Below are 18,643 nucleotides of genomic sequence, written 5' to 3'. Positions count from 1 at the left end.
GGCGCGGCGCGTGGCTTCAACTCAGCCCTGTAAAATTTTGTCCATCATCCGGCCGGGCAGCAGGCGCTTCAGCAGGCCGACGGCATGGGTCACCAGGGTGACCGGATAACGCATTTTAGGTTTTTTGCTCTCAAAAGCATGGCGCACTTTGGCGACTACCGCCTCCGGGCCGAGCGTAAAACGTGCGGCAATACCCGGGTTTTCCACCGGCTTGTCGGCCTGGGTCTGATTGACGTTGTCGGTAAAACGGGTGCGGATAGGGCCGGGCTCAATCAGGCTCACCTTAATGCCGCTGTGGCGCAACTCCATGCGCAGCGCATCCGACCAGGCTTCCAGGGCGTATTTGCTGGCGGCGTAAGCCCCGCGTCCCGGCGTGGAGATCAGCCCCATCACCGAGGAGGTCATCACGATCCGCCCTTCGCCGTGCGGCAGCATGGCGGGCAGCAGACGCATGGTGAGCTGGTGGACGCCAAAAAAGTTGGCGGAAAATTGCTGTTCAAGCTGCTGGCGGGTGACGGTCTGCAGCGGACCGTAAACGCCGAAACCGGCATTATTAAACAGCCCGTACAGACGATTATTAGTGAGGGCAATCACCTCTTCGGCGGCGCGCTCAATGCTGTCGGTACAATCCAGATCCAGCAATACGCCGGTAAAACCCATCCCGTTCATCCGTTCAACGTCTTCGGGTTTGCGGCAGGCGGCCAGTACCCAGAATCCCTGACGCTTCAGTTCAAGGGCGCTTTCAAGGCCAATTCCGCTGGAACATCCTGTTATTAAGACCGATTTTTGCATAACTTTACCTGTCAGGATCTCCGCTGAATTACGAGTCATGTTTAACTAAGGGAGCCAGCCGGGTTGCCATCCAGTCGGCAATAAACGGCTGTGCGTCCCGATTGGGGTGAATACCGTCATCCTGCATCCACTGCGGTTTCAGGTAGACCTCTTCCATAAAAAAGGGCAGCAGCGGAACATCGAACTCTTTGGCAAGCTTCGGATATATCGCACTGAAGGCTTCATTATACCGACGACCGTAGTTGGCGGGCAGACGAATTTGCATCAACAGCGGCTGGGCATTGGCGGCGCGAATATCCTGCAAAATTTTGCGCAGGGTCTGTTCGGTCTGTTGAGGCTGGAAGCCGCGCAGACCGTCATTGCCGCCGAGTTCCACCAGCACCCAGCGCGGCTGATGCTGTTTCAGCAGGGCAGGCAGGCGCGAAAGCCCCTGTTGCGAGGTATCGCCGCTGATGCTGCCGTTGATAACGGTCGTTTTAGTCTGCCATTTATCGTTCAGCAGCGCAGGCCAGGCGGCACTGGCCGCCATCCGGTAGCCCGCGCTGAGGCTGTCGCCCAGAATTAATAACGTGTCCGCCGCCGCGGCGCGAAATGTCATCAGAATCAGAAACAGGAAGGGCAAATGCCAGCGGAAAACATTGTTGAAGTTCATCATCTTAAGAAGTCCGTGGGTCAGGGTGAGCACGAGCTTTCCATCCTTACCGGAGTTGAACTCATTGTCAAACGCGGGCAGAGCATCGCCCTGATTGGTGAGTCGGGTTCCGGCAAATCCACCCTGCTGGCGATCCTTGCCGGTCTGGATGACGGCAGCAGCGGTGAGGTCCACCTGGTCGGGCAACCGCTGCACAGCCGCGATGAAGAGGCGCGCGCCGCCCTGCGCGCGAAGCACATAGGCTTTGTTTTCCAGTCATTTATGTTGATCCCGACCCTCAATGCGCTGGAGAACGTCGAACTGCCGGGGCTGCTGCGCGGTGAAAGTACCGGCCAGAGCCGGGCAGGTGCCAAAGCGCTGCTGGAGCAGCTGGGGCTGGGCAAACGCCTCGATCACCTTCCGGCGCAACTCTCCGGCGGGGAGCAGCAGCGCGTGGCGCTGGCCCGCGCCTTCAATGGCCGCCCGGACGTGCTCTTTGCCGATGAACCCACCGGCAACCTCGATCGCCAGACCGGGGATAAAATTGCCGATCTGCTCTTTTCCCTGAACCGCGAGCACGGCACCACGCTGATCCTCGTCACCCATGACCCCCAGCTGGCGGCCCGCTGCGACCGCCGCCTGCGCCTGGTGAACGGCGAACTGAGGGAGGAAGCATGATTGCCCGCTGGTTCTGGCGCGAATGGCGCTCCCCCTCGCTGCTGATCGTCTGGCTGGCGTTAAGCCTGGCGGTGGCCTGCGTGCTGGCCCTCGGCAGCGTCAGCGATCGGATGGAAAAGGGGCTCAGCCAGCAAAGCCGTGAGTTTATGGCCGGGGACCGGACGCTGCGCAGCTCCCGCGAGGTGCCGCAGGCGTGGCTTGATGAGGCGAGAAAAGCGGGACTGAAGGTCAGCGAGCAGCTGAGCTTCCAGACCATGACCTTTGCCGCCGACACCCCGCAGCTGGCGAGCGTAAAGGCCGTCGATAATCTCTATCCGCTGTACGGCGATTTGCAGACTACCCCCCCGGGCCTGAAACCGGCCCCGGGCACGGTGCTGCTGGCCTCGCGTCTGATGGCCCTGCTGAATTTAAAAACCGGCGACAACATCGACGTCGGCGATGCCACCCTGAAAATTGCCGGGGAGGTGGTTCAGGAACCCGATTCCGGATTTAACCCCTTCCAGATGGCGCCGCGCCTGCTGATGAACACCGCGGATGTGGCCAACACCGGGGCGGTACAGCCCGGAAGCCGCGTCACCTGGCGCATTAAGTTTGGCGGCACGCCCGCACAATTAGCGAGTTACGAGAAGTGGCTCCTGCCGCAGCTGAAGCCGGAGCATCGCTGGTCCGGGATGGAGCAGGAGGAGGGCGCGCTCGGCAAGTCGCTGGAGCGATCCCAGCAGTTCCTGCTGCTCTCGGCGCTGCTGACCCTGCTGCTGGCGGTAGCGGCGGTGGCGGTGGCGATGGGCCACTACTGCCGCAGCCGCTACGATCTGGTGGCGATCCTCAAAACCCTGGGAGCGGGCCGGGCGCAGCTGCGCAAGCTGATCGTCGGCCAGTGGCTGATGGTGCTTGCCCTCTCTGCCATCACCGGTGGGGCGATGGGGCTGCTGTTTGAAAAAGTACTGATGGTGCTGCTCAAGCCGGTGCTGCCTGCCGCGCTGCCACCTGCCAGTCTGTGGCCGTGGCTGTGGGCCATCGGGGCGATGATCGTTATCTCCCTGCTGGTGGGGCTGCGCCCGTATCGCCTGCTGCTGGCAACCCAGCCCCTGCGCGTCCTGCGTCGGGATGTGGTCGCCAGCGTCTGGCCGCTGAAGTTTTACATTCCGGTTATCGTCGCGGTGGTGGTGGCGCTGCTCGCCTGGCTGATGGGCGGCAGCATGCTGCTGTGGGCGGTACTGGCCGGGGCGGTGGTGCTGGCGCTGCTGTGCGGCGTGCTGGGCTGGATGCTGCTCAGCGTTCTGAAAGGGCTGACGGTGAAATCCCTGCCGGTGCGTCTGGCGGTGAACCGCCTGCTGCGCCAGCCGTGGTCGACCCTCAGCCAGCTGTCGGCGTTTTCGCTGTCGTTCATGCTGCTGGCGCTGCTGCTGGTACTGCGCGGCGACCTGCTGGATCGCTGGCAACAGCAGCTCCCGCCGGAGAGCCCGAACTATTTCCTGATCAACATCGCCCCGGAGCAGATCGCGCCGCTGAAAGAATTCCTCGCGGAGCACCAGATTATCCCGGAGTCGTACTACCCCATCGTGCGGGCGCGTCTGACCCAGATTAACGGCCAGACGACCGAGGGCAACAAGGATGAATCGCTTAACCGCGAACTCAATCTGACCTGGCAGGATAAACGCCCGGACCATAACCCGATCACCGCCGGCAGTTGGCCGCCGAAAGCGGGGGAGGTGTCGATGGAGGAGGGGCTGGCGAAACGCCTCAACGTCGGGCTGGGGGATACGGTGACCTTTACCGGCGATACCCAGGACTTCAGCGCTAAGGTCACCAGCCTGCGCAAGGTCGACTGGGAGAGCCTGCGACCGAACTTCTTCTTTATCTTCCCGGTCGGAGCGCTGGACGGGCAGCCCCAGAGCTGGCTGACCAGCTTCCGCTGGGAGAACGGCAACGGCATGCTCACCCAGCTTAACCGCGAGTTCCCGACCATCAGCCTGCTGGATATCGGCGCGATCCTTAAACAGGTCGGGCAGGTGCTGGAGCAGGTGAGCCGGGCGCTGGAGGTCATGGTGGTCCTGGTGACCATCTGCGGCGTACTGTTACTGCTGGCTCAGGTGCAGGTCGGGATGCGTCAGCGTCATCAGGAGCTGGTGGTCTATCGCACCCTGGGGGCGGGCAAAAAGCTGCTGCGTACCACCCTGTGGAGCGAGTTTGCCCTGCTGGGGCTGGTGGCAGGCCTGGTGGCGGCCATTGGGGCTGAAACCGCGCTGGCGGTGCTGCAGACCCGGGTGTTCGACTTCCCGTGGGAGCCGGACTGGCGGCTGTGGGTGATCCTGCCGCTCTGCGGGGCGGTGATGCTCTCGCTGTGCGGTGGCTGGCTGGGCGCGCGTTTACTGAAAGGCAAAGCCCTGTTCCGTCAGTTCTCCGGGTAATTCCCCTCCGCAATCATTACGCGCCGGTTAATATACCGGCGCATTCCACTTAAGTAGCATAAAAAGACAATTCCTTGATGTTTAGTGGCACAAATCATTAAAAACCGGGCAACACGGACGGATTAATCCTGGTTAATATTCACCTGCTAAATAAATGGCAGTGTGTCTATCAAGGAAAAATAATGACCATAACTAAAAAAGCGCTGGCGGTAGCGATCGGCGCAGCAGTGGCGTTGGCGTCTTTTGCATCCCAGGCTGAAATCACCGTACTGAAACAAGATCCGCAGGCGGGCGACCCGCTGAGCCGTCTGAATTTCACCGTGGGCGGCAGTATCCGTCCTCAGTTCCAGAACATGACCGGCGACGACGGCAAGAACAGCTACAAGCGTAACGGCTTTGACGGCGGCACCCGCTTCCGTTTCGCAGCCGATTACTACCTCTTTGATGACATCAGCTGGATCAGCTACTACGAGCTGGGCGTGAACATTCCGGCCCAGTTCAACTGGGACAATCACCATGCCGACGGTGCGCACGACACCTCCCGCCGTATGCTCTACACCGGCCTGAAAAGCGACACCTGGGGTACTCTGACCTTCGGCCAGCAGAACAGCGTTTACTATGATGTGGTGGGCGCGAAAACCGATATCTGGGACTACGACATGATCGGCCAGGCACCGGGTAACGGCATTAACGGTGACTACGACGGCTCTTACCGTTCACGCCAGATGCTGAAGTACAAGAAAACCCTAGGTGATGCCGACATCTACGCCTCCTACCTGTTCGAAGACAGCGAATATCTGCCGGGCAACGGCCTGCGTTACAAGCGCAAAGGCGGCGGCTCGCTGGGTGTAGATTATCGTCTGACCACCGACCTGACCTGGGGCGCGGCCTGGAACTACACCCGCGCCGACATGAGTAACCCGGATAACGGCGATAGCAAGTCCTGGGATCAGAACATCCTCGGTACCGCGCTGAGCTGGACGCCAGACAACTGGACCTTCTCCGCCGGCGGCGGCTGGTATCAGAACTTTATGACCAGCAAAAAAGTGTCAGTAAATGACTACTTCGCGGGCGATGCGTGGGGGATTGAGTACTTTGCGGGCTATAAATTCCCGATTGGCCAGTATGCGGTGAAATCCATCCAGCCTTACTTCATGGGCGATCGCATTGAAACCATGAATGGCCGCAACTACCAGCGCATCGATAACGGCGTGGGTATCAGCTTCCAGCTGGATTACGGTTTCCGTGTGGATTACGAGCACGTGTTCACCTCCAGCACCGACGATCTGGGCGATATGAACCTGGTGCGTCTGCGTTACGACTTCTAACCCTCACCCTAACCCTCTCCCTAAAAGGGAGAGGGGATAGTCGGGTAGAATATGTAGGCCGGATAAGCGTTAGCGCATCCGGCTTTTTTCAACGACTGAGCCAGCCAGCTACGTCCTCAAACGTCCCGCGATAAACAATCTTGTCTGCTTTCTTCTCCAGCTGAAAGCGATACATCGGGTCGTAATAATCGTTCAGCAGCGGTGCCAGCCAGCTAAAGTGCACTTGGGTATCCCCGGTGCGCTGTTGCTCGACGAGCGCGCTATCCAGCAGGGCGGTTAATTCAGCAAAACGCTGTAATCCCAGCCGACGGCGGATGGCAAACAGGCCGTGGTGCAGGTACTCGCCGTACTCCAGCCAGCCCGCCTTTTCGCCCCGCGCGGTGCGAAAAGCCTGCCACATCTGCTCGAAATACTCTTCCCGCAGACGCTCCAGGCGCACCTCGAACGGATCTTCCACCACCGCAATCGGCGCTTGCACCATGCGGTCACGCAGGCACTCCGGCAGATGGTTGGAGCCAATCATCCGTCCCTCGTCTTCCAGCACCCAGCGCGCGGCGTCTTTCTTTAACAGCTCCACCGCGAGATGGTTTTCAAAGCTGGCCTGCGAAAGCTGCGGCGTCAGCGTGCGACCAAACGACGAACCGCGATGGTGCGCCAGCCCTTCGAGGTCAATCCCGTCAGGCCGGGCCTTCACCAGCAGCGTTTTGCCGCTGCCGGTACAGCCGCCAATCAGCACGGTCGGTTTTTGCACCTGCTCGACGGTAGCCTGTATTGCCGCCTGGCGCAGGGCTTTGTAGCCCCCGCGGATCAGCGGGTAATCGACGCCAGCCTCTTTTAGCCATGCCTGCACGATATGCGAGCGCTGCCCGCCCCGGGCGCAGCAGAGATAGCCCTGGGGTTGCGCGAGACAGGCGGTGCGCCAGGCCTCGAGGCGCTCATTGCGCGTTTCGCCGCTCACCAGTCGGTGGCCGAGGGCAAGGGCCGCCTCCGGCCCCTGGCGTTTATAGCAGGTGCCCACGGCGGCGCGTTCGTCATCGTTCATTAACGGCAGGTTGATAGCCGCAGGCATGGCGCCCTGGGCAAATTCCACGGGGGCACGCACGTCAATTATTGGCGTGTCGGAAGTAAGAATGGCGCGGTAGTCCGTCCCATCGTTCATAAGGATCCCTCAAAACAGCGATGGGCAGGATTTTACGCCGGGGAAGGGGAATAGCAACTCCCCGGCGGTGGGGCTTAGCTCAGCGTGGACTGCGCCCAGGCGATACCGCTGGCGTACTCCGGCGGCAGCAGAGGCACAATAGCGTCGAGCGTTGCGCTCAGGCGAGAAATATCGCTGTCGTTCAGGTTGAGGTGGCCGACTTTACGCCCCGGACGAACCTCTTTGTCATACCAGTGCAGATGCACCAAGGGCAGATTCAGCCAGTCGTAGTTCAGATCGGTGCCGATCAGGTTGATCATCACCGACGGGCTGTTGACCACCGGCTGCGGCAGCGGCAACCCGGTAATGGCGCGCAGGTGCAGCTCAAACTGGCTGATGGAGGCGCCGTTTTGCGTCCAGTGGCCGCTGTTATGCACGCGCGGGGCCAGCTCGTTGATCAGCAGGCCATCCGGAGTAACGAAGCACTCCATCGCCATCACGCCGACGTAGCCCAGCTCCTGCATAATCGCCGAGAGCATACCTTCGGCCTGCGCCTGCTGAGCCGCATTGGCCTGCGGGAAGACCACGCTGGTGCGCAGAATGCCGTCCTGATGCAGGTTGTGGGTCAGGGGATAAAAGACGGTGCTGCCGTCGTGGCCGCGGACACCCACCAGCGACACTTCGCCGCTGAAGTTAATCCCCTGCTCAACGATGCACTCCCCGTAGCACTCATCCGGCAACTGGTCGGTTTCACCGTCGCGCAGACGCCACTGGCCGCGTCCGTCGTAGCCGCCGACGCGGCGCTTGACGATTGCCAGCTCACCCAGAGTGGCAAACACGCCGGACCACTGGCCTTTCTCGGTCAGCAGCTGCCACGGCGCGGTGGCCAGGTGCAGATCGTCGAACAGCTGCTTTTGCGTCAGACGGTCGGCGATGATCGGGAAGACATCGCGGTTAACGAAGGCGTTATGGCGAGCCAGTTCCCGGGTGAGGGCGGTTTCCGGCCAGCGCTCAATCTCTGCGGTAATGACGCTCTGCTGGAAGGGCACGGCTTCGGGTTCATCGTCCAGCCCGACCGGCCAGACGGCGATCCCCAGCGGTTCACCGGCCTGACGCAGCATGCGGCCTAACTGACCGTTACCGAGGACGCAAACCTGTTTCATGCCGCACCTCGCGGGTCCGGGTTCTCCAGTACCTCGTCGGTCTGGGCAGTACGCCATGCGACCAGGCGCTGATGCAGTTCTTTATCATGAGTGGCGAGGATCTGTGCGGCAAGCAGAGCAGCGTTAGCGGCACCGGCTTTACCAATCGCCAGCGTCCCCACCGGAATGCCGCGCGGCATCTGCACGATGGAGTAGAGGCTATCGACGCCGCTCAGGGCAGCACTTTGTACCGGGACGCCGAGCACCGGCACCAGGGTTTTGGCGGCAATCATGCCGGGCAGATGCGCAGCCCCGCCGGCACCGGCAATAATCACCTGATAGCCGTTCTCTTCTGCGCCTTCGGCGAAGCTGAACAGTTTATCGGGGGTGCGGTGTGCGGAGACCACTTCAACGTGGTGAGGAACGTTCAGGATGTCAAAGATTTCGGCGGCGAACTGCATGGTAGCCCAGTCGCTTTTGGACCCCATCACGATGGCGACACGCGCCGGATTATTGCTAGAAGACATGCGTCTTAAAACTCCTGTGGTGCTCAATTCTCGGCTTTTGAGGTGACAGAGAATAGCACGATAGCCAGGCAAGGAAAACGGTTGCGCGGCTAAAACTTCTGCCAACGTCCGTCTGTTGCAGGAACAAAAAAACCGCCTTTCGGCGGTCTTTTCACAGGAGGCTTACGCCATCGTTACAGGAGATTGCCTGCGGTCAGGTTCTCTTTGTCGAAGGCATGGTTCACATCAATATGATTCTGCTGGAACCTGGTGTCGATATTCGACCCGGCCTCCGGCATGGAGACGTGATGCTCTGCAGCCATTGCGCCAGATGACAGTGAAGCGGCCAGCAGCAGGGCGCTGACGATGCTGATATTTTTCATTCTCTTTTCCTTCTTCATCGTATTGTCGCTGTCGCTGGGCTCTTATCTGGCGGCACGGCAATCAGTTAAATTATTTAGTCAGTTCAGCGGTCATGTGCACGCGGTTGTCGAACTGGGCGCTGGTGATTTTGTACGCGGCGCCTTCTTTAGCGGCCTGGGCGGCAATTTGCGCTTCGGCACGGTCCAGGGTAGAGGCGGTAGCGCTGACGCTCTGAGCGAAAGAACCGAAAGAGATCAGAGAAAGCGCGGCAACTGCAACGAAAGTTTTGATGGATTTCATGGTCGTATTCCTTAAATGATTTTGTTTGGGGTAGGGCGTTGTTGCCCTGATGTGAGTAATCATAGGCCGACCAGAGTGTGATTAAAATCAAAACAATTTGCCGATACTATTCAAAAAAATTGAATGATTTTCAGGCGGGGGAATTCAGAATGGGAAAGCGATCAGTTCCACGCCTTCGGGCGTGACCTTGATCATCGAGCCTTCGGTGTGCCAGGCCCCTAACACCACGCGGTGAGCGGGCTCGCCGTTGACGGTCAGATCGTGCACGTCCGGGCGATGGGTATGGCCGTGGATCAGCCACTGCACCTGATGTTTCTCCATCACGCTGACGACCGCCTGCGGATTGACGTCCATGATGGTCATCGATTTACTGCTGTTGGCGGCTTTACTGCCGGCGCGCATCTTCGCCGCAATGCGGCTGCGGATAAACAGCGGCAGGGCGAGAAACAGGGTCTGGATCCAGGGGGTATGCACTTTGGCGCGGAACGCCAGATAACCAGTATCGTCGGTGCAGAGGGTGTCGCCATGCATAATCAGCATGCGGCGGCCATACAGGTCAAGGACGGTCTCTTCCGCCAGCAGGGTCATGCCGCTTTCACGGGCAAAACGCTTGCCGATCAGAAAGTCGCGGTTGCCGTGGATAAAGAAGCAGGGGACGCCGGAATCAACCAGGGTTTTAAGCGCACTCGCTATCTCGCGGTGCAGCGGGTTGGGATCGTCGTCGCCAATCCAGGCTTCGAACAGATCCCCGAGGATGTAAAGCGCATCGGCATGCCGGGCTTCACCCTGTAAAAAACGCAGAAAACCGGCGGTGATCGCCGGTTCTTCTGTTTGCAGATGCAGATCTGCAATAAAGAGTGTCGCCACGAATTATTCGCTGACGGTCACGCTTGTGATCACTACGTCTTCTTTTGGAACGTCCTGGTGCATACCGCTGCGGCCGGTAGAAACGCCTTTGATCTTCTCAACAACGTCCATGCCTTCAACCACTTCTGCGAACACACAGTAGCCCCAACCCTGCAGGCTTTCGCCGGAGAAGTTCAGGAAGTCGTTGTCTGCCACGTTGATGAAGAACTGCGCGGTTGCAGAGTGCGGAGCCTGAGTACGGGCCATTGCCAGCGTACCACGGGTGTTTTTCAGACCGTTGTTGGCTTCGTTTTTGATCGCCGCTTTGGTCTCTTTCTGGTTCATGCCAGGCTCAAAACCGCCGCCCTGAATCATGAAACCGTTAATAACACGGTGGAAAATGGTGTTGTTGTAGAAACCTTCGCGGCAGTAGTCCAGGAAGTTTTTAACTGTTTCAGGCGCTTTGTCATCAAAGGTCTTGATTACGATATCGCCATGATTAGTGTGGAAAGTAACCATTTTTGCATCCTGTTCCGTTTATAGTGGTGCTTCGACCCCGCGGGGGGCCACAATAAGCGCTTGTTATAGCATAACCTCACGGCGCGATCACCTTGCATTGTGTGCTGCTTCGCGTTTGAATTACGGGTACACGCCTCATCCTTTAAGCTGCCTCATCGTTGGCTGCGTTCAGAAACCCCGGTCACATAGTTATCTATGCTCCCGGGGATTTCTTCGCTTGCCGCCTTGATGCAACTTAAATGATTTTGCGTGTAGAATATGCCGTTTTCGCCCACACACGTCTCACATGGAATCTTCGATGTTAAAAATCTTCAACACACTGACGCGCCAAAAAGAGGAATTCAAACCTATTCATGCCGGGGAAGTCGGCATGTACGTGTGTGGTATTACCGTTTACGATCTCTGTCATATCGGCCATGGCCGTACCTTCGTCGCCTTCGACGTGGTGTCACGCTACCTGCGTTTCCTCGGGTACAACCTTAAGTATGTACGCAATATCACCGATATCGACGACAAAATTATCAAGCGTGCTAACGAGAACGGTGAAAACTTCGTCGCGTTAGTCGATCGCATGATTGCCGAAATGCACAAGGATTTTGATGCGCTGAATATCCTGCGCCCGGACCTCGAGCCGCGTGCCACGCACCATATCCCTGAGATCATTGAGATCACCGAACAGCTGATTGCCAAAGGTCACGCCTACGTGGCGGACAACGGCGACGTGATGTTCGACGTCCCGACCGATCCGCACTACGGCCAGCTCTCCCGTCAGGACCTGGATCAACTCCAGGCCGGGGCGCGCGTGGACGTGGTGGACGTGAAGCGTAACCCGATGGATTTCGTGCTCTGGAAGATGTCCAAAGAGGGCGAGCCAAGCTGGCCATCGCCGTGGGGCGCGGGCCGTCCTGGCTGGCATATCGAATGTTCAGCCATGAACTGCAAACAGCTGGGTAACCACTTCGACATTCACGGCGGCGGTTCAGACCTGATGTTCCCGCACCATGAAAACGAAATTGCCCAGTCCACCTGCGCCCATGACGGCGAGTATGTGAACTACTGGATGCACTCCGGGATGGTGATGATTGACCGCGAGAAGATGTCCAAATCGCTGGGCAACTTCTTCACCGTGCGCGACGTGCTGAAGTATTACGATGCCGAAACCATCCGCTACTTCCTGATGTCCGGCCACTATCGCAGCCAGCTGAACTACAGCGAAGAGAACCTCAAGCAGGCACGTTCCGCCCTGGAGCGTCTGTACACCGCCCTGCGCGGAACCGACACTTCCGTAGCGGCGGCCGGTGGCGAGGCGTTCGAAGCCCGTTTTGTCGAAGCGATGAACGACGACTTCAACACCCCGGAAGCCTACTCGGCGCTGTTTGATATGGCCCGTGAAGTGAACCGTCTGAAAGGCGAAGATGCCCATGCCGCTAACGCGCTGGCCTCCCATATGCGTAAGCTGGCTGGCGTGCTGGGTCTGCTGGAGCAGGAGCCGGAAGTGTTCCTCCAGAGCGGTGCTCAGGCGGATGATGGCGAAGTGGCGGAGATTGAAGCGCTGATCAAAGCCCGTCTGGAAGCCCGTCAGGCGAAAGACTGGGCCGCAGCCGATGCCGCGCGTAACCGTCTCACCGAGATGGGGATCATTCTGGAAGATGGCCCGCAGGGCACCACCTGGCGCCGTAAATAACCCCTCACCCTAACCCTCTCCCCATAGGGGAGAGGGAATAGAACGTAGGCCGGGTAAGCGCAGCGCCACCCGGCTTTTTTTACCTCCGCCGCCACCACAACAACCCCATCAGCACCACTCCCGGCAACCACACCCACAGCAGCTCCGAAAGAATCACCTGATGCCCGTAAGGCGTGGTGTAGCGCGACAGCGCAAAGGGCGCGACCTTGATCACCTGCCAGGGCGCAAAGAAGCGTTCATCCGACCACGGCCACAGCCAGCCGACCCCTTTCCCGCCCGTCGTCACCGAGTCCAGCAGGCTGTGTGACAGCAGCGATACCGTTAAAAACAGCCAGCAGCGTATCAGGCCGGCCCTGAACCATCGTCGGGCGACTAACGCGCAGAGTAACGGCACCACAAAAGCGAACAGCAGGGAGTGGGTAAAGCCGCGATGACCAAAAATATTGCCGTAGGCGACGCCGAACTTAAACGACAGCACGTCGGCATCCGGCAGCATGGCGAGGACAATCCCGGCAAACAGCAGGCGAGGGGGAATAACCCGGGTGCCCAGCCCTAAGCCCAGGCAAATCGGTACCGCGGCGTGGGTAATGATGGTTGGCATAACAATTATCCATGGCAAATCATGGAAATATAGCAGAGCGCGGCTAAACGCAGAGCCGGGCGTAAATCTGAATTATGCCGATTCCCGGGCGATCAGCTGCCCCGACAGGGTAATGCGCTGGGTTTGCAGTTCAGGCTCTTTCAGCTTGCGGATCATCAGCCCCGCCGCCTGACGGCCCGTCTCTTCGCTGGCGGAGGAGACATAGGTAAAGGACGGCGAGGTAAGGTTGACGTGCAGCATATCCTCAAACCCCACCAGCGCCACCTGCTGGGTCAAAAACACATCTTTGCCGACCGTGCGGCCCACGTGGTGAATACCCGAGATGGAGCCGATCATCGCATCCGGCGAGTGGCAGAGCAGGGCGGTGATGGTGTTGTTTTTCTCCAGCAGTTGCCGGGTAGCGAAACTCACCGCCCGCGTATCGTCGCTGCAGGCGGGAGCGGATTCATCCCGGAACACCAGCCCGTTCTGCGTCATCGCGCTGCGAAAACCGAGCAGACGCTGTTCGCGGATCAGATCGCCTTCCCTGCCGCCGAGGTAGGCGATATGGCGATGGCCGCGCTCAATCAGATAGCGGGTGGCCAGATGCGCCGCCTGGCGGTTATCGCGCATCACCAGATTGCAGTTTTCATCCAGCAGCGACTGCGACACCGCCACCAGCGGCAGCGGACACTGACGGATCAACGCCGGGAGAGCGGCATGACGGGTGTCAGACGCCAGATAGATCACCCCGGCGACGCCCTGTTGCTTAAAAGAGAGCAGGCAGCGCTCAAGATGTTCGCCATCGTTCAGCGGCTGGCCGAGAAAAACCATATAACCCTGCTTCTCCAGCTCCTGGACGATGCTCGCCATCACCTTGATGGAAAAGCTGTCGCTGAAGTCGCGCAGGATCAGACCGATAAGATTAGAGGTGTTGGCGCGGAGGTTGGCAGCGGCGACGTTATGCACGTAGCCCAGGGCGGTGATGGCGGCGTTGACTTTGTCGATCGTCGCCTCGGAGATCTTTCCTTTCTGACGCAAAACCAGCGAGACGGTGGAGACGGAAACCCCTGCCTCTCTGGCGACATCAATGATGCTGACCTTCTTCACATCTACTCCCTGAAATGCCTGATAAGACAACGTCTCCCGTAAGATACAGGAGACGTGTCGGTCAGGCAGCTTATTATTTACCGATCATGGTGGACATCGTCTGGGCGATAAACTGCGCCCTGGCGCCAAAGATAACCTGAATGCCGGAGTCGCCGACGAAGACCACGCCGCGTGCGCCGAGGCCGTTCAGACCGTCTTTATCCACCATCTCGCTCTTCGCCACTTCCAGACGCAGACGGGTGATGCAGGAGCCGACGGAGTCGATGTTCTGCGCCCCGCCGAGCAGGCCGATGATTTCGGTGGCGATTTCGCTATCCGTTTTGTCATTCGCATTGGCGGTGACTTCAGTACGGCCCGGCGTTTTCACGTCGAAACGACGGATCACGAAGCGGAAGGTGAAGTAGTAGATCAGCGCCATCGGGATCCCGATGATAATGGCGTTGAGGAAGTTGGTCTGGTAGCCGTTAAACGACGGCAGGATCCCGAACGACAGGTAGTCGATAAAGCCGGCAGAGAAGGATTTGGCGATATGGGCATGCATCAGGTACATGGTCATGTATGCCAGGCCCGCCATGATGGCGTTAAAGACATAGAGGATCGGCGCCACGAAGATAAAGGTGAACTCTACCGGCTCGGTGATCCCGGTCAGGAAGCAGGTCAGTGCCGCAGAGAACAGGATCCCAGCCGCGATCTTTTTGTTTTTGGTGTGCGCTTCGTGGTACATCGCCAGACAGGCCGCAGGCAGCGCGAACAGCATCAGCGGGAACTCGCCCTGCATGAACTTACCGGCGTTCTGGTAGGTGTCGCTGCTGAAGGATTTGGTGCCTTCTTCCAGCATTTTGAACCAGATAGTCTGGTCGCCGTGGATCACCTGGCCCGCCTGGGTGGTGTAATCCCCGAACGAGTACCAGAACGACGGATACCAGATGTGGTGCAGACCCAGCGGGATCAGCGCACGCTCCACCAGACCAAAGATAAAGGTCGATGCCGCCTGGTTATCGCCGTTAACCACCACCGACAGGGCGTCGATACCGGCCTGGATATGTTGCCAGATGTACGGCAGCAGCAGGCCCATCAGGAACGACAGGAACGCCGTGGCAATGGCGACAAAACGCTTCCCGGAGAAGAAGCCGAGGAATTCCGGCAACTGCATGGTGTGGAAGCGGTTATAACACCAGGCGGCGAGGATACCGCACAGCAGGCCGCCAAAGACCCCCATCTGCAGCGTCGGGATGCCCACCACCATGGCGTATTTCCCGCCCTGGGAGGCCATCTCCGGCGTAATGCCGAGTACGGTGCCGATGGTGATGTTGGTGACAAACACCGCCACCGCCGCCGACAGCGCCGCGATCCCGGATTCGGATGCCAGCCCCACGGCCGAACCGATGGCAAACAGCATCGGCAGGTTATCAAAAATGACGCCGCCCGCGTTCATCATCAGCGGCAGGTGGAACTTATCCCCGAAGGCCAACAGCAGGCCTGCAGCGGGAAGCAGTGAGATCGGCAGCATTAAGGCGCGACCAATCATCGATAATTTCGACAACGATTTAACAAACCCTGATATCAGACTCATGCTGATTTCCCCCGAATAGCGCTTTTTTAGCGCTGTTATTGTAAGTAGAACGTTTTAGTAGAACGTTCTACTTATCGTGGGGAAAGTCTGAAAATCGCGCAACTTAATTTTCACATTTCAACAGATGAAATAGTGATTATTTGAAGTTGATCGATAATTAACCGTGATAGGTGTGAGGGATTTTAATTCCCTCTCCCGGTGGGAGAGGGTTAGGGTGAGGGCATCAGCGTGGTGCGGTATTCATGCCGGGTGGCGGCTGACGCCTTACCCGGCCTACGTTTATGCCACGATGGTGACGCTCTGACCTTCAAAACTTACGGTCTGACCGGCTACAATCTTGCAGCGCTTGCGGGTCTCTACCACGCCATCCACTTTAACCAGACCGTCAGCAATGACGATCTTGGCCTGGGCGCCGCTCTCGCTCCAGCCTTCGAGCTTCAGCAGATCGCACAGCTCAACGTGCGGGTGTTTACCTAATGAAAAAGTGGCCATCTTACGCTTCCTCTACGTCGTGATACTCTTCGCACGCCTGCAAAGTATTCTGAATCAGTGTGGCGACGGTCATCGGACCTACGCCGCCTGGAACCGGGGTGATATAAGAGGCGCGGGCAGCGGCATCTTCGTACACCACATCGCCTACCACTTTGCCGCTCTCCAGACGGTTAATCCCCACGTCCACGACAATCGCCCCTTCTTTGATCCACTCGCCCGGAATAAAGCCCGGTTTGCCCACGGCCACGATCAGCAGGTCGGCATTTTCGACGTGCTGACGCAGGTTTTTGGTAAAGCGGTGGGTGACGGTGGTGGTGCAGCCAGCCAACAGCAGCTCCATGCTCATCGGGCGGCCCACGATATTGGACGCGCCAATCACCACGGCGTTCAGGCCGTAGGTGTCGATGTTATAACGCTCCAGCAGGGTTACGATGCCGCGCGGGGTGCACGGACGCAGGCGCGGCGCACGCTGGCACAGACGGCCAACGTTGTACGGATGGAAACCGTCCACGTCTTTGTCTGGCGCAATACGTTCCAGCACCTTCACGTTGTCGATGCCCGCAGGCAGCGGCAGCTGGACCAGAATGCCGTCGATCGCGCTATCAGCGTTCAGGGTATCAATCAGCTCCAGCAACTCTGCTTCGGAAGTGGTTTCCGGCAGATCGTATGAGCGGGAGAGAAAGCCCACCTCTTCGCAGGCTTTACGCTTGCTGCCGACATAAATTTGCGATGCCGGGTTGCTGCCGACCAGCACAACGGCCAGCCCGGGGGCGCGTTTTCCGGCCGCTGTACGCGCCTTCACTTTTTCCGCAACCTCAGAGCGCACCTGCTGCGCAATCGTTTTACCGTCAATAATCTTTGCTGCCATCAGAGAGAAGATTCCATCTGTAAGGTATGAAAGGGGGATTGCGCATATTTTGTCAGAAGCGAGGGCTGATGTCAGTCACACTTTGCGAGATTTCACCATTCGCCTGCCGCGCACCCCCGATAACCCCGCATTCGGGATGGGTACTTTCTTAGGCGATTTTAGGAGGTAACCGGGTTAACTGGCAGTATTTGGGCATATTCACCGCTTTATTCCTGGGCTACTTTAGCCACGTCCAAAATAATGCATCAATTATGCAAGTGATAGTCACGCTACTTTCCGGTTGCCATCGGGAAGGGCTTTTTACATTTAAAGGAAATCCTATGAATTTAAGTACTATTTCAGCGGCTGTGGTTGCTACTCTGGTATTAATGTCTGGCGCAGTCTGGGCTGAAGATCCGCCAGCGGTTTCGGTTAATGGCGGCACCGTGCATTTTAAAGGTGAATTAGTCAACGCGGCCTGTGCAGTAAATACCAAATCTGCCGATCAGATTGTTTATCTGGGGCAGTACCGGACGGCGAAATTTACCAAAGTGGGCGACACCACGGTGAATATCCCGTTTACCATTCAACTGAACGACTGCGATCCGGCGGTGGCGAAAACCGCGTCCGTGGCCTTTACCGGTCAGATTGATGCCACTGACGACACCCTGCTGGCAGTCTCTTCCGGCAGCAACGACAACGCGGCAAAAGGCGTGGGCATTGAAATCCTCGACAATAAATCCAGCACGCTGACCCCGGATGGCGCCAGCTTCTCTGCGGCCCAGGCGCTGATTGAAGGCTCTAACACCCTGAACTTTGCCGCACGTTATAAAGCGACCGCGGCGACCACCCAACCCGGCCAGGCAAACGCCGACGCAACCTTCGTGATGAAATACGAATAATAGCGCGTCAGGTCTCAGGGATGAGACCTTTTACCTTGTGTCTGGCTAACGTTTATTTCTGACGACATACAGATCTGTAAATATTTTATTAAAGGTAACCTGGTGATGAACCTGATCGTTAAATCGGGCGCGGTTGTTTATTTTATTTATAGCCTTTTATCCGGGGTTGCTTGTGCATCGGGGGGTATTGCTCTGGGCGCTACCCGGGTTATTTATCCGGCAGAGGCGCAGCAGACCTCCCTCGCAATGACCAACAGCAATAAGCAAGAGCGCTATTTAATTAATGCCTGGATTGAAAACGAGCAGGGAAAAAAAGAAAAAACCTTCGCCGTGACGCCACCGCTGTTTGTCAGCGAGCCGAACAGTGAGAACACCTTGCGGATTATTTACGCCGGGCCGCCGCTGCCCGCCGATCGCGAATCGCTCTTTTATATGAACGTGAAGGCGATCCCGTCGGTGAATAAAGCCAGTCTGGAAGGCAAAAACGTCCTGCAGCTGGCGATTTTGTCGCGGATCAAGCTCTTCGTGCGCCCAGCCAGGCTAGAGATGCCCCCGGAGGAAGCCCTGTCGCATCTGCGCTTTGCGCGCACAGGCAACTACCTGAAGGTGAGTAATGCCTCACCTTATTACATCACGCTGGTCAATATTCAGCTCGGCGGGCAGAAACTGGATAACCTGATGATCGCCCCAAAAAATCACGCCATGCAGGCGATCCCGGCCGGGGCCAGCGGCAGCCTCTCCTGGCAGAGCGTTAACGACTATGGCGCGATTACGCCAGCCCGCAGTGTCAGCCTGTGAGCA

20 protein-coding genes are annotated in these 18,643 nt (G+C 58.3%); 6 read left to right on the top strand and 14 right to left on the bottom strand.

The features are described 5' to 3' along the window. Nucleotides 1-21: 21 nt before the first annotated feature. Nucleotides 22-831: an SDR family oxidoreductase gene (locus tag LG383_RS13635; RefSeq protein ID WP_225759379.1), complete on the bottom strand. Its 810-nt coding sequence runs from the start codon at nucleotides 829-831 to the stop codon at nucleotides 22-24. Continuing rightward, nucleotides 821-1,447, bottom strand: a complete 627-nt coding sequence (tesA, locus tag LG383_RS13630; RefSeq protein WP_225759378.1) for a multifunctional acyl-CoA thioesterase I/protease I/lysophospholipase L1 — start codon at nucleotides 1,445-1,447, stop codon at nucleotides 821-823. The genes LG383_RS13635 and tesA overlap by 11 nt, the downstream gene beginning before the upstream one ends. On the opposite strand from tesA, the gene ybbA reads away from it, so the two are divergent. The 3 genes from ybbA (at nucleotide 1,415) to LG383_RS13615 (ending at nucleotide 5,840) form a co-directional block, all read left to right on the top strand. Beyond that, nucleotides 1,415-2,101, top strand: coding sequence for a putative ABC transporter ATP-binding protein YbbA (ybbA, locus tag LG383_RS13625; RefSeq protein ID WP_225759377.1), 687 nt, complete (start codon nucleotides 1,415-1,417; stop codon nucleotides 2,099-2,101). The two genes, tesA and ybbA, sit on opposite strands and share 33 nt — an antisense overlap. Beyond that, complete coding sequence (ybbP, locus tag LG383_RS13620; protein ID WP_225759376.1) at nucleotides 2,098-4,512, top strand: putative ABC transporter permease subunit YbbP; 2,415 nt, start codon at nucleotides 2,098-2,100, stop codon at nucleotides 4,510-4,512. The genes ybbA and ybbP overlap by 4 nt, the downstream gene beginning before the upstream one ends. Before the next feature lie 182 nt (nucleotides 4,513-4,694). Then, nucleotides 4,695-5,840, top strand: a complete 1,146-nt coding sequence (locus LG383_RS13615; protein WP_225759375.1) for a porin — start codon at nucleotides 4,695-4,697, stop codon at nucleotides 5,838-5,840. A gap of 88 nt (nucleotides 5,841-5,928) precedes the next feature. On the opposite strand, the gene mnmH is transcribed toward LG383_RS13615, so the two are convergent. The 7 genes from mnmH to ppiB form a co-directional block, all read right to left on the bottom strand. Beyond that, entirely contained in the window at nucleotides 5,929-6,999 is a 1,071-nt protein-coding gene (gene mnmH, locus LG383_RS13610) for a tRNA 2-selenouridine(34) synthase MnmH (RefSeq protein WP_225759374.1), read from the bottom strand. A gap of 74 nt (nucleotides 7,000-7,073) precedes the next feature. Beyond that, complete coding sequence (gene purK / locus LG383_RS13605) at nucleotides 7,074-8,141, bottom strand: 5-(carboxyamino)imidazole ribonucleotide synthase (RefSeq protein WP_225759373.1); 1,068 nt, start codon at nucleotides 8,139-8,141, stop codon at nucleotides 7,074-7,076. Then, on the bottom strand, nucleotides 8,138-8,647 hold the full coding sequence (purE, locus tag LG383_RS13600) for a 5-(carboxyamino)imidazole ribonucleotide mutase (protein ID WP_032616904.1): 510 nt from the start codon (nucleotides 8,645-8,647) through the stop codon (nucleotides 8,138-8,140). The genes purK and purE overlap by 4 nt, the downstream gene beginning before the upstream one ends. 173 nt (nucleotides 8,648-8,820) lie before the next feature. After that, nucleotides 8,821-9,009 (bottom strand): hypothetical protein, encoded by a 189-nt coding sequence (locus tag LG383_RS13595; RefSeq protein WP_106992221.1) that lies wholly within the window; start codon nucleotides 9,007-9,009, stop codon nucleotides 8,821-8,823. A 70-nt stretch (nucleotides 9,010-9,079) separates the two neighbouring features. Next, nucleotides 9,080-9,289 carry a YdgH/BhsA/McbA-like domain containing protein gene (locus LG383_RS13590; RefSeq protein WP_106992222.1) on the bottom strand — a complete coding sequence of 70 codons (210 nt, stop codon included), beginning with the start codon at nucleotides 9,287-9,289 and terminating at the stop codon, nucleotides 9,080-9,082. A 144-nt stretch (nucleotides 9,290-9,433) separates the two neighbouring features. Then, on the bottom strand, nucleotides 9,434-10,156 hold the full coding sequence (gene lpxH / locus LG383_RS13585; protein WP_225759372.1) for a UDP-2,3-diacylglucosamine diphosphatase: 723 nt from the start codon (nucleotides 10,154-10,156) through the stop codon (nucleotides 9,434-9,436). Nucleotides 10,157-10,159: 3 nt separating this feature from the next. Then, nucleotides 10,160-10,654, bottom strand: a complete 495-nt coding sequence (gene ppiB, locus LG383_RS13580; protein WP_106992224.1) for a peptidylprolyl isomerase B — start codon at nucleotides 10,652-10,654, stop codon at nucleotides 10,160-10,162. 298 nt (nucleotides 10,655-10,952) lie between these two features. Here ppiB and cysS point away from each other — a divergent pair, with 298 nt between their 5' ends. After that, a complete protein-coding gene (gene cysS, locus LG383_RS13575) occupies nucleotides 10,953-12,338 on the top strand; it encodes a cysteine--tRNA ligase (protein ID WP_106992225.1) in 1,386 nt (461 codons plus the stop codon). Between the two features lie 79 nt (nucleotides 12,339-12,417). On the opposite strand, the gene LG383_RS13570 is transcribed toward cysS, so the two are convergent. The 5 genes from LG383_RS13570 to folD all read right to left on the bottom strand — a co-directional run bounded on the left by LG383_RS13570 (nucleotide 12,418) and on the right by folD (nucleotide 16,961). After that, complete coding sequence (locus tag LG383_RS13570) at nucleotides 12,418-12,939, bottom strand: metal-dependent hydrolase (protein WP_225759371.1); 522 nt, start codon at nucleotides 12,937-12,939, stop codon at nucleotides 12,418-12,420. Between the two features lie 72 nt (nucleotides 12,940-13,011). Then, nucleotides 13,012-14,028 (bottom strand): Mal regulon transcriptional regulator MalI, encoded by a 1,017-nt coding sequence (malI, locus tag LG383_RS13565; protein ID WP_166181772.1) that lies wholly within the window; start codon nucleotides 14,026-14,028, stop codon nucleotides 13,012-13,014. A 73-nt stretch (nucleotides 14,029-14,101) separates the two neighbouring features. Beyond that, a complete protein-coding gene (locus tag LG383_RS13560) occupies nucleotides 14,102-15,601 on the bottom strand; it encodes a PTS transporter subunit EIIC (RefSeq protein ID WP_106992228.1) in 1,500 nt (499 codons plus the stop codon). Nucleotides 15,602-15,880: 279 nt separating this feature from the next. Next, on the bottom strand, nucleotides 15,881-16,093 hold the full coding sequence (gene ybcJ / locus LG383_RS13555) for a ribosome-associated protein YbcJ (RefSeq protein ID WP_225759370.1): 213 nt from the start codon (nucleotides 16,091-16,093) through the stop codon (nucleotides 15,881-15,883). Between the two features lies 1 nt (nucleotide 16,094). Then, a complete protein-coding gene (gene folD, locus LG383_RS13550; RefSeq protein WP_166181774.1) occupies nucleotides 16,095-16,961 on the bottom strand; it encodes a bifunctional methylenetetrahydrofolate dehydrogenase/methenyltetrahydrofolate cyclohydrolase FolD in 867 nt (288 codons plus the stop codon). A gap of 320 nt (nucleotides 16,962-17,281) precedes the next feature. Here folD and fimA point away from each other — a divergent pair, with 320 nt between their 5' ends. Both fimA and fimC read left to right on the top strand, forming a co-directional pair. After that, nucleotides 17,282-17,842, top strand: a complete 561-nt coding sequence (gene fimA, locus LG383_RS13545; protein WP_225759369.1) for a type 1 fimbrial major subunit FimA — start codon at nucleotides 17,282-17,284, stop codon at nucleotides 17,840-17,842. Between the two features lie 105 nt (nucleotides 17,843-17,947). After that, entirely contained in the window at nucleotides 17,948-18,640 is a 693-nt protein-coding gene (gene fimC / locus LG383_RS13540) for a type 1 fimbria chaperone FimC (protein WP_225759368.1), read from the top strand. Nucleotides 18,641-18,643: the final 3 nt, after the last annotated feature.

It is taken from the genome of Leclercia sp. Marseille-Q4284 (assembly GCF_916618945.1).
In the GTDB taxonomy this organism is placed as follows: Bacteria; Pseudomonadota; Gammaproteobacteria; order Enterobacterales; family Enterobacteriaceae; genus Enterobacter; species Enterobacter tamurae.
This window is presented reverse-complemented; position numbering and strand designations above follow the sequence as displayed.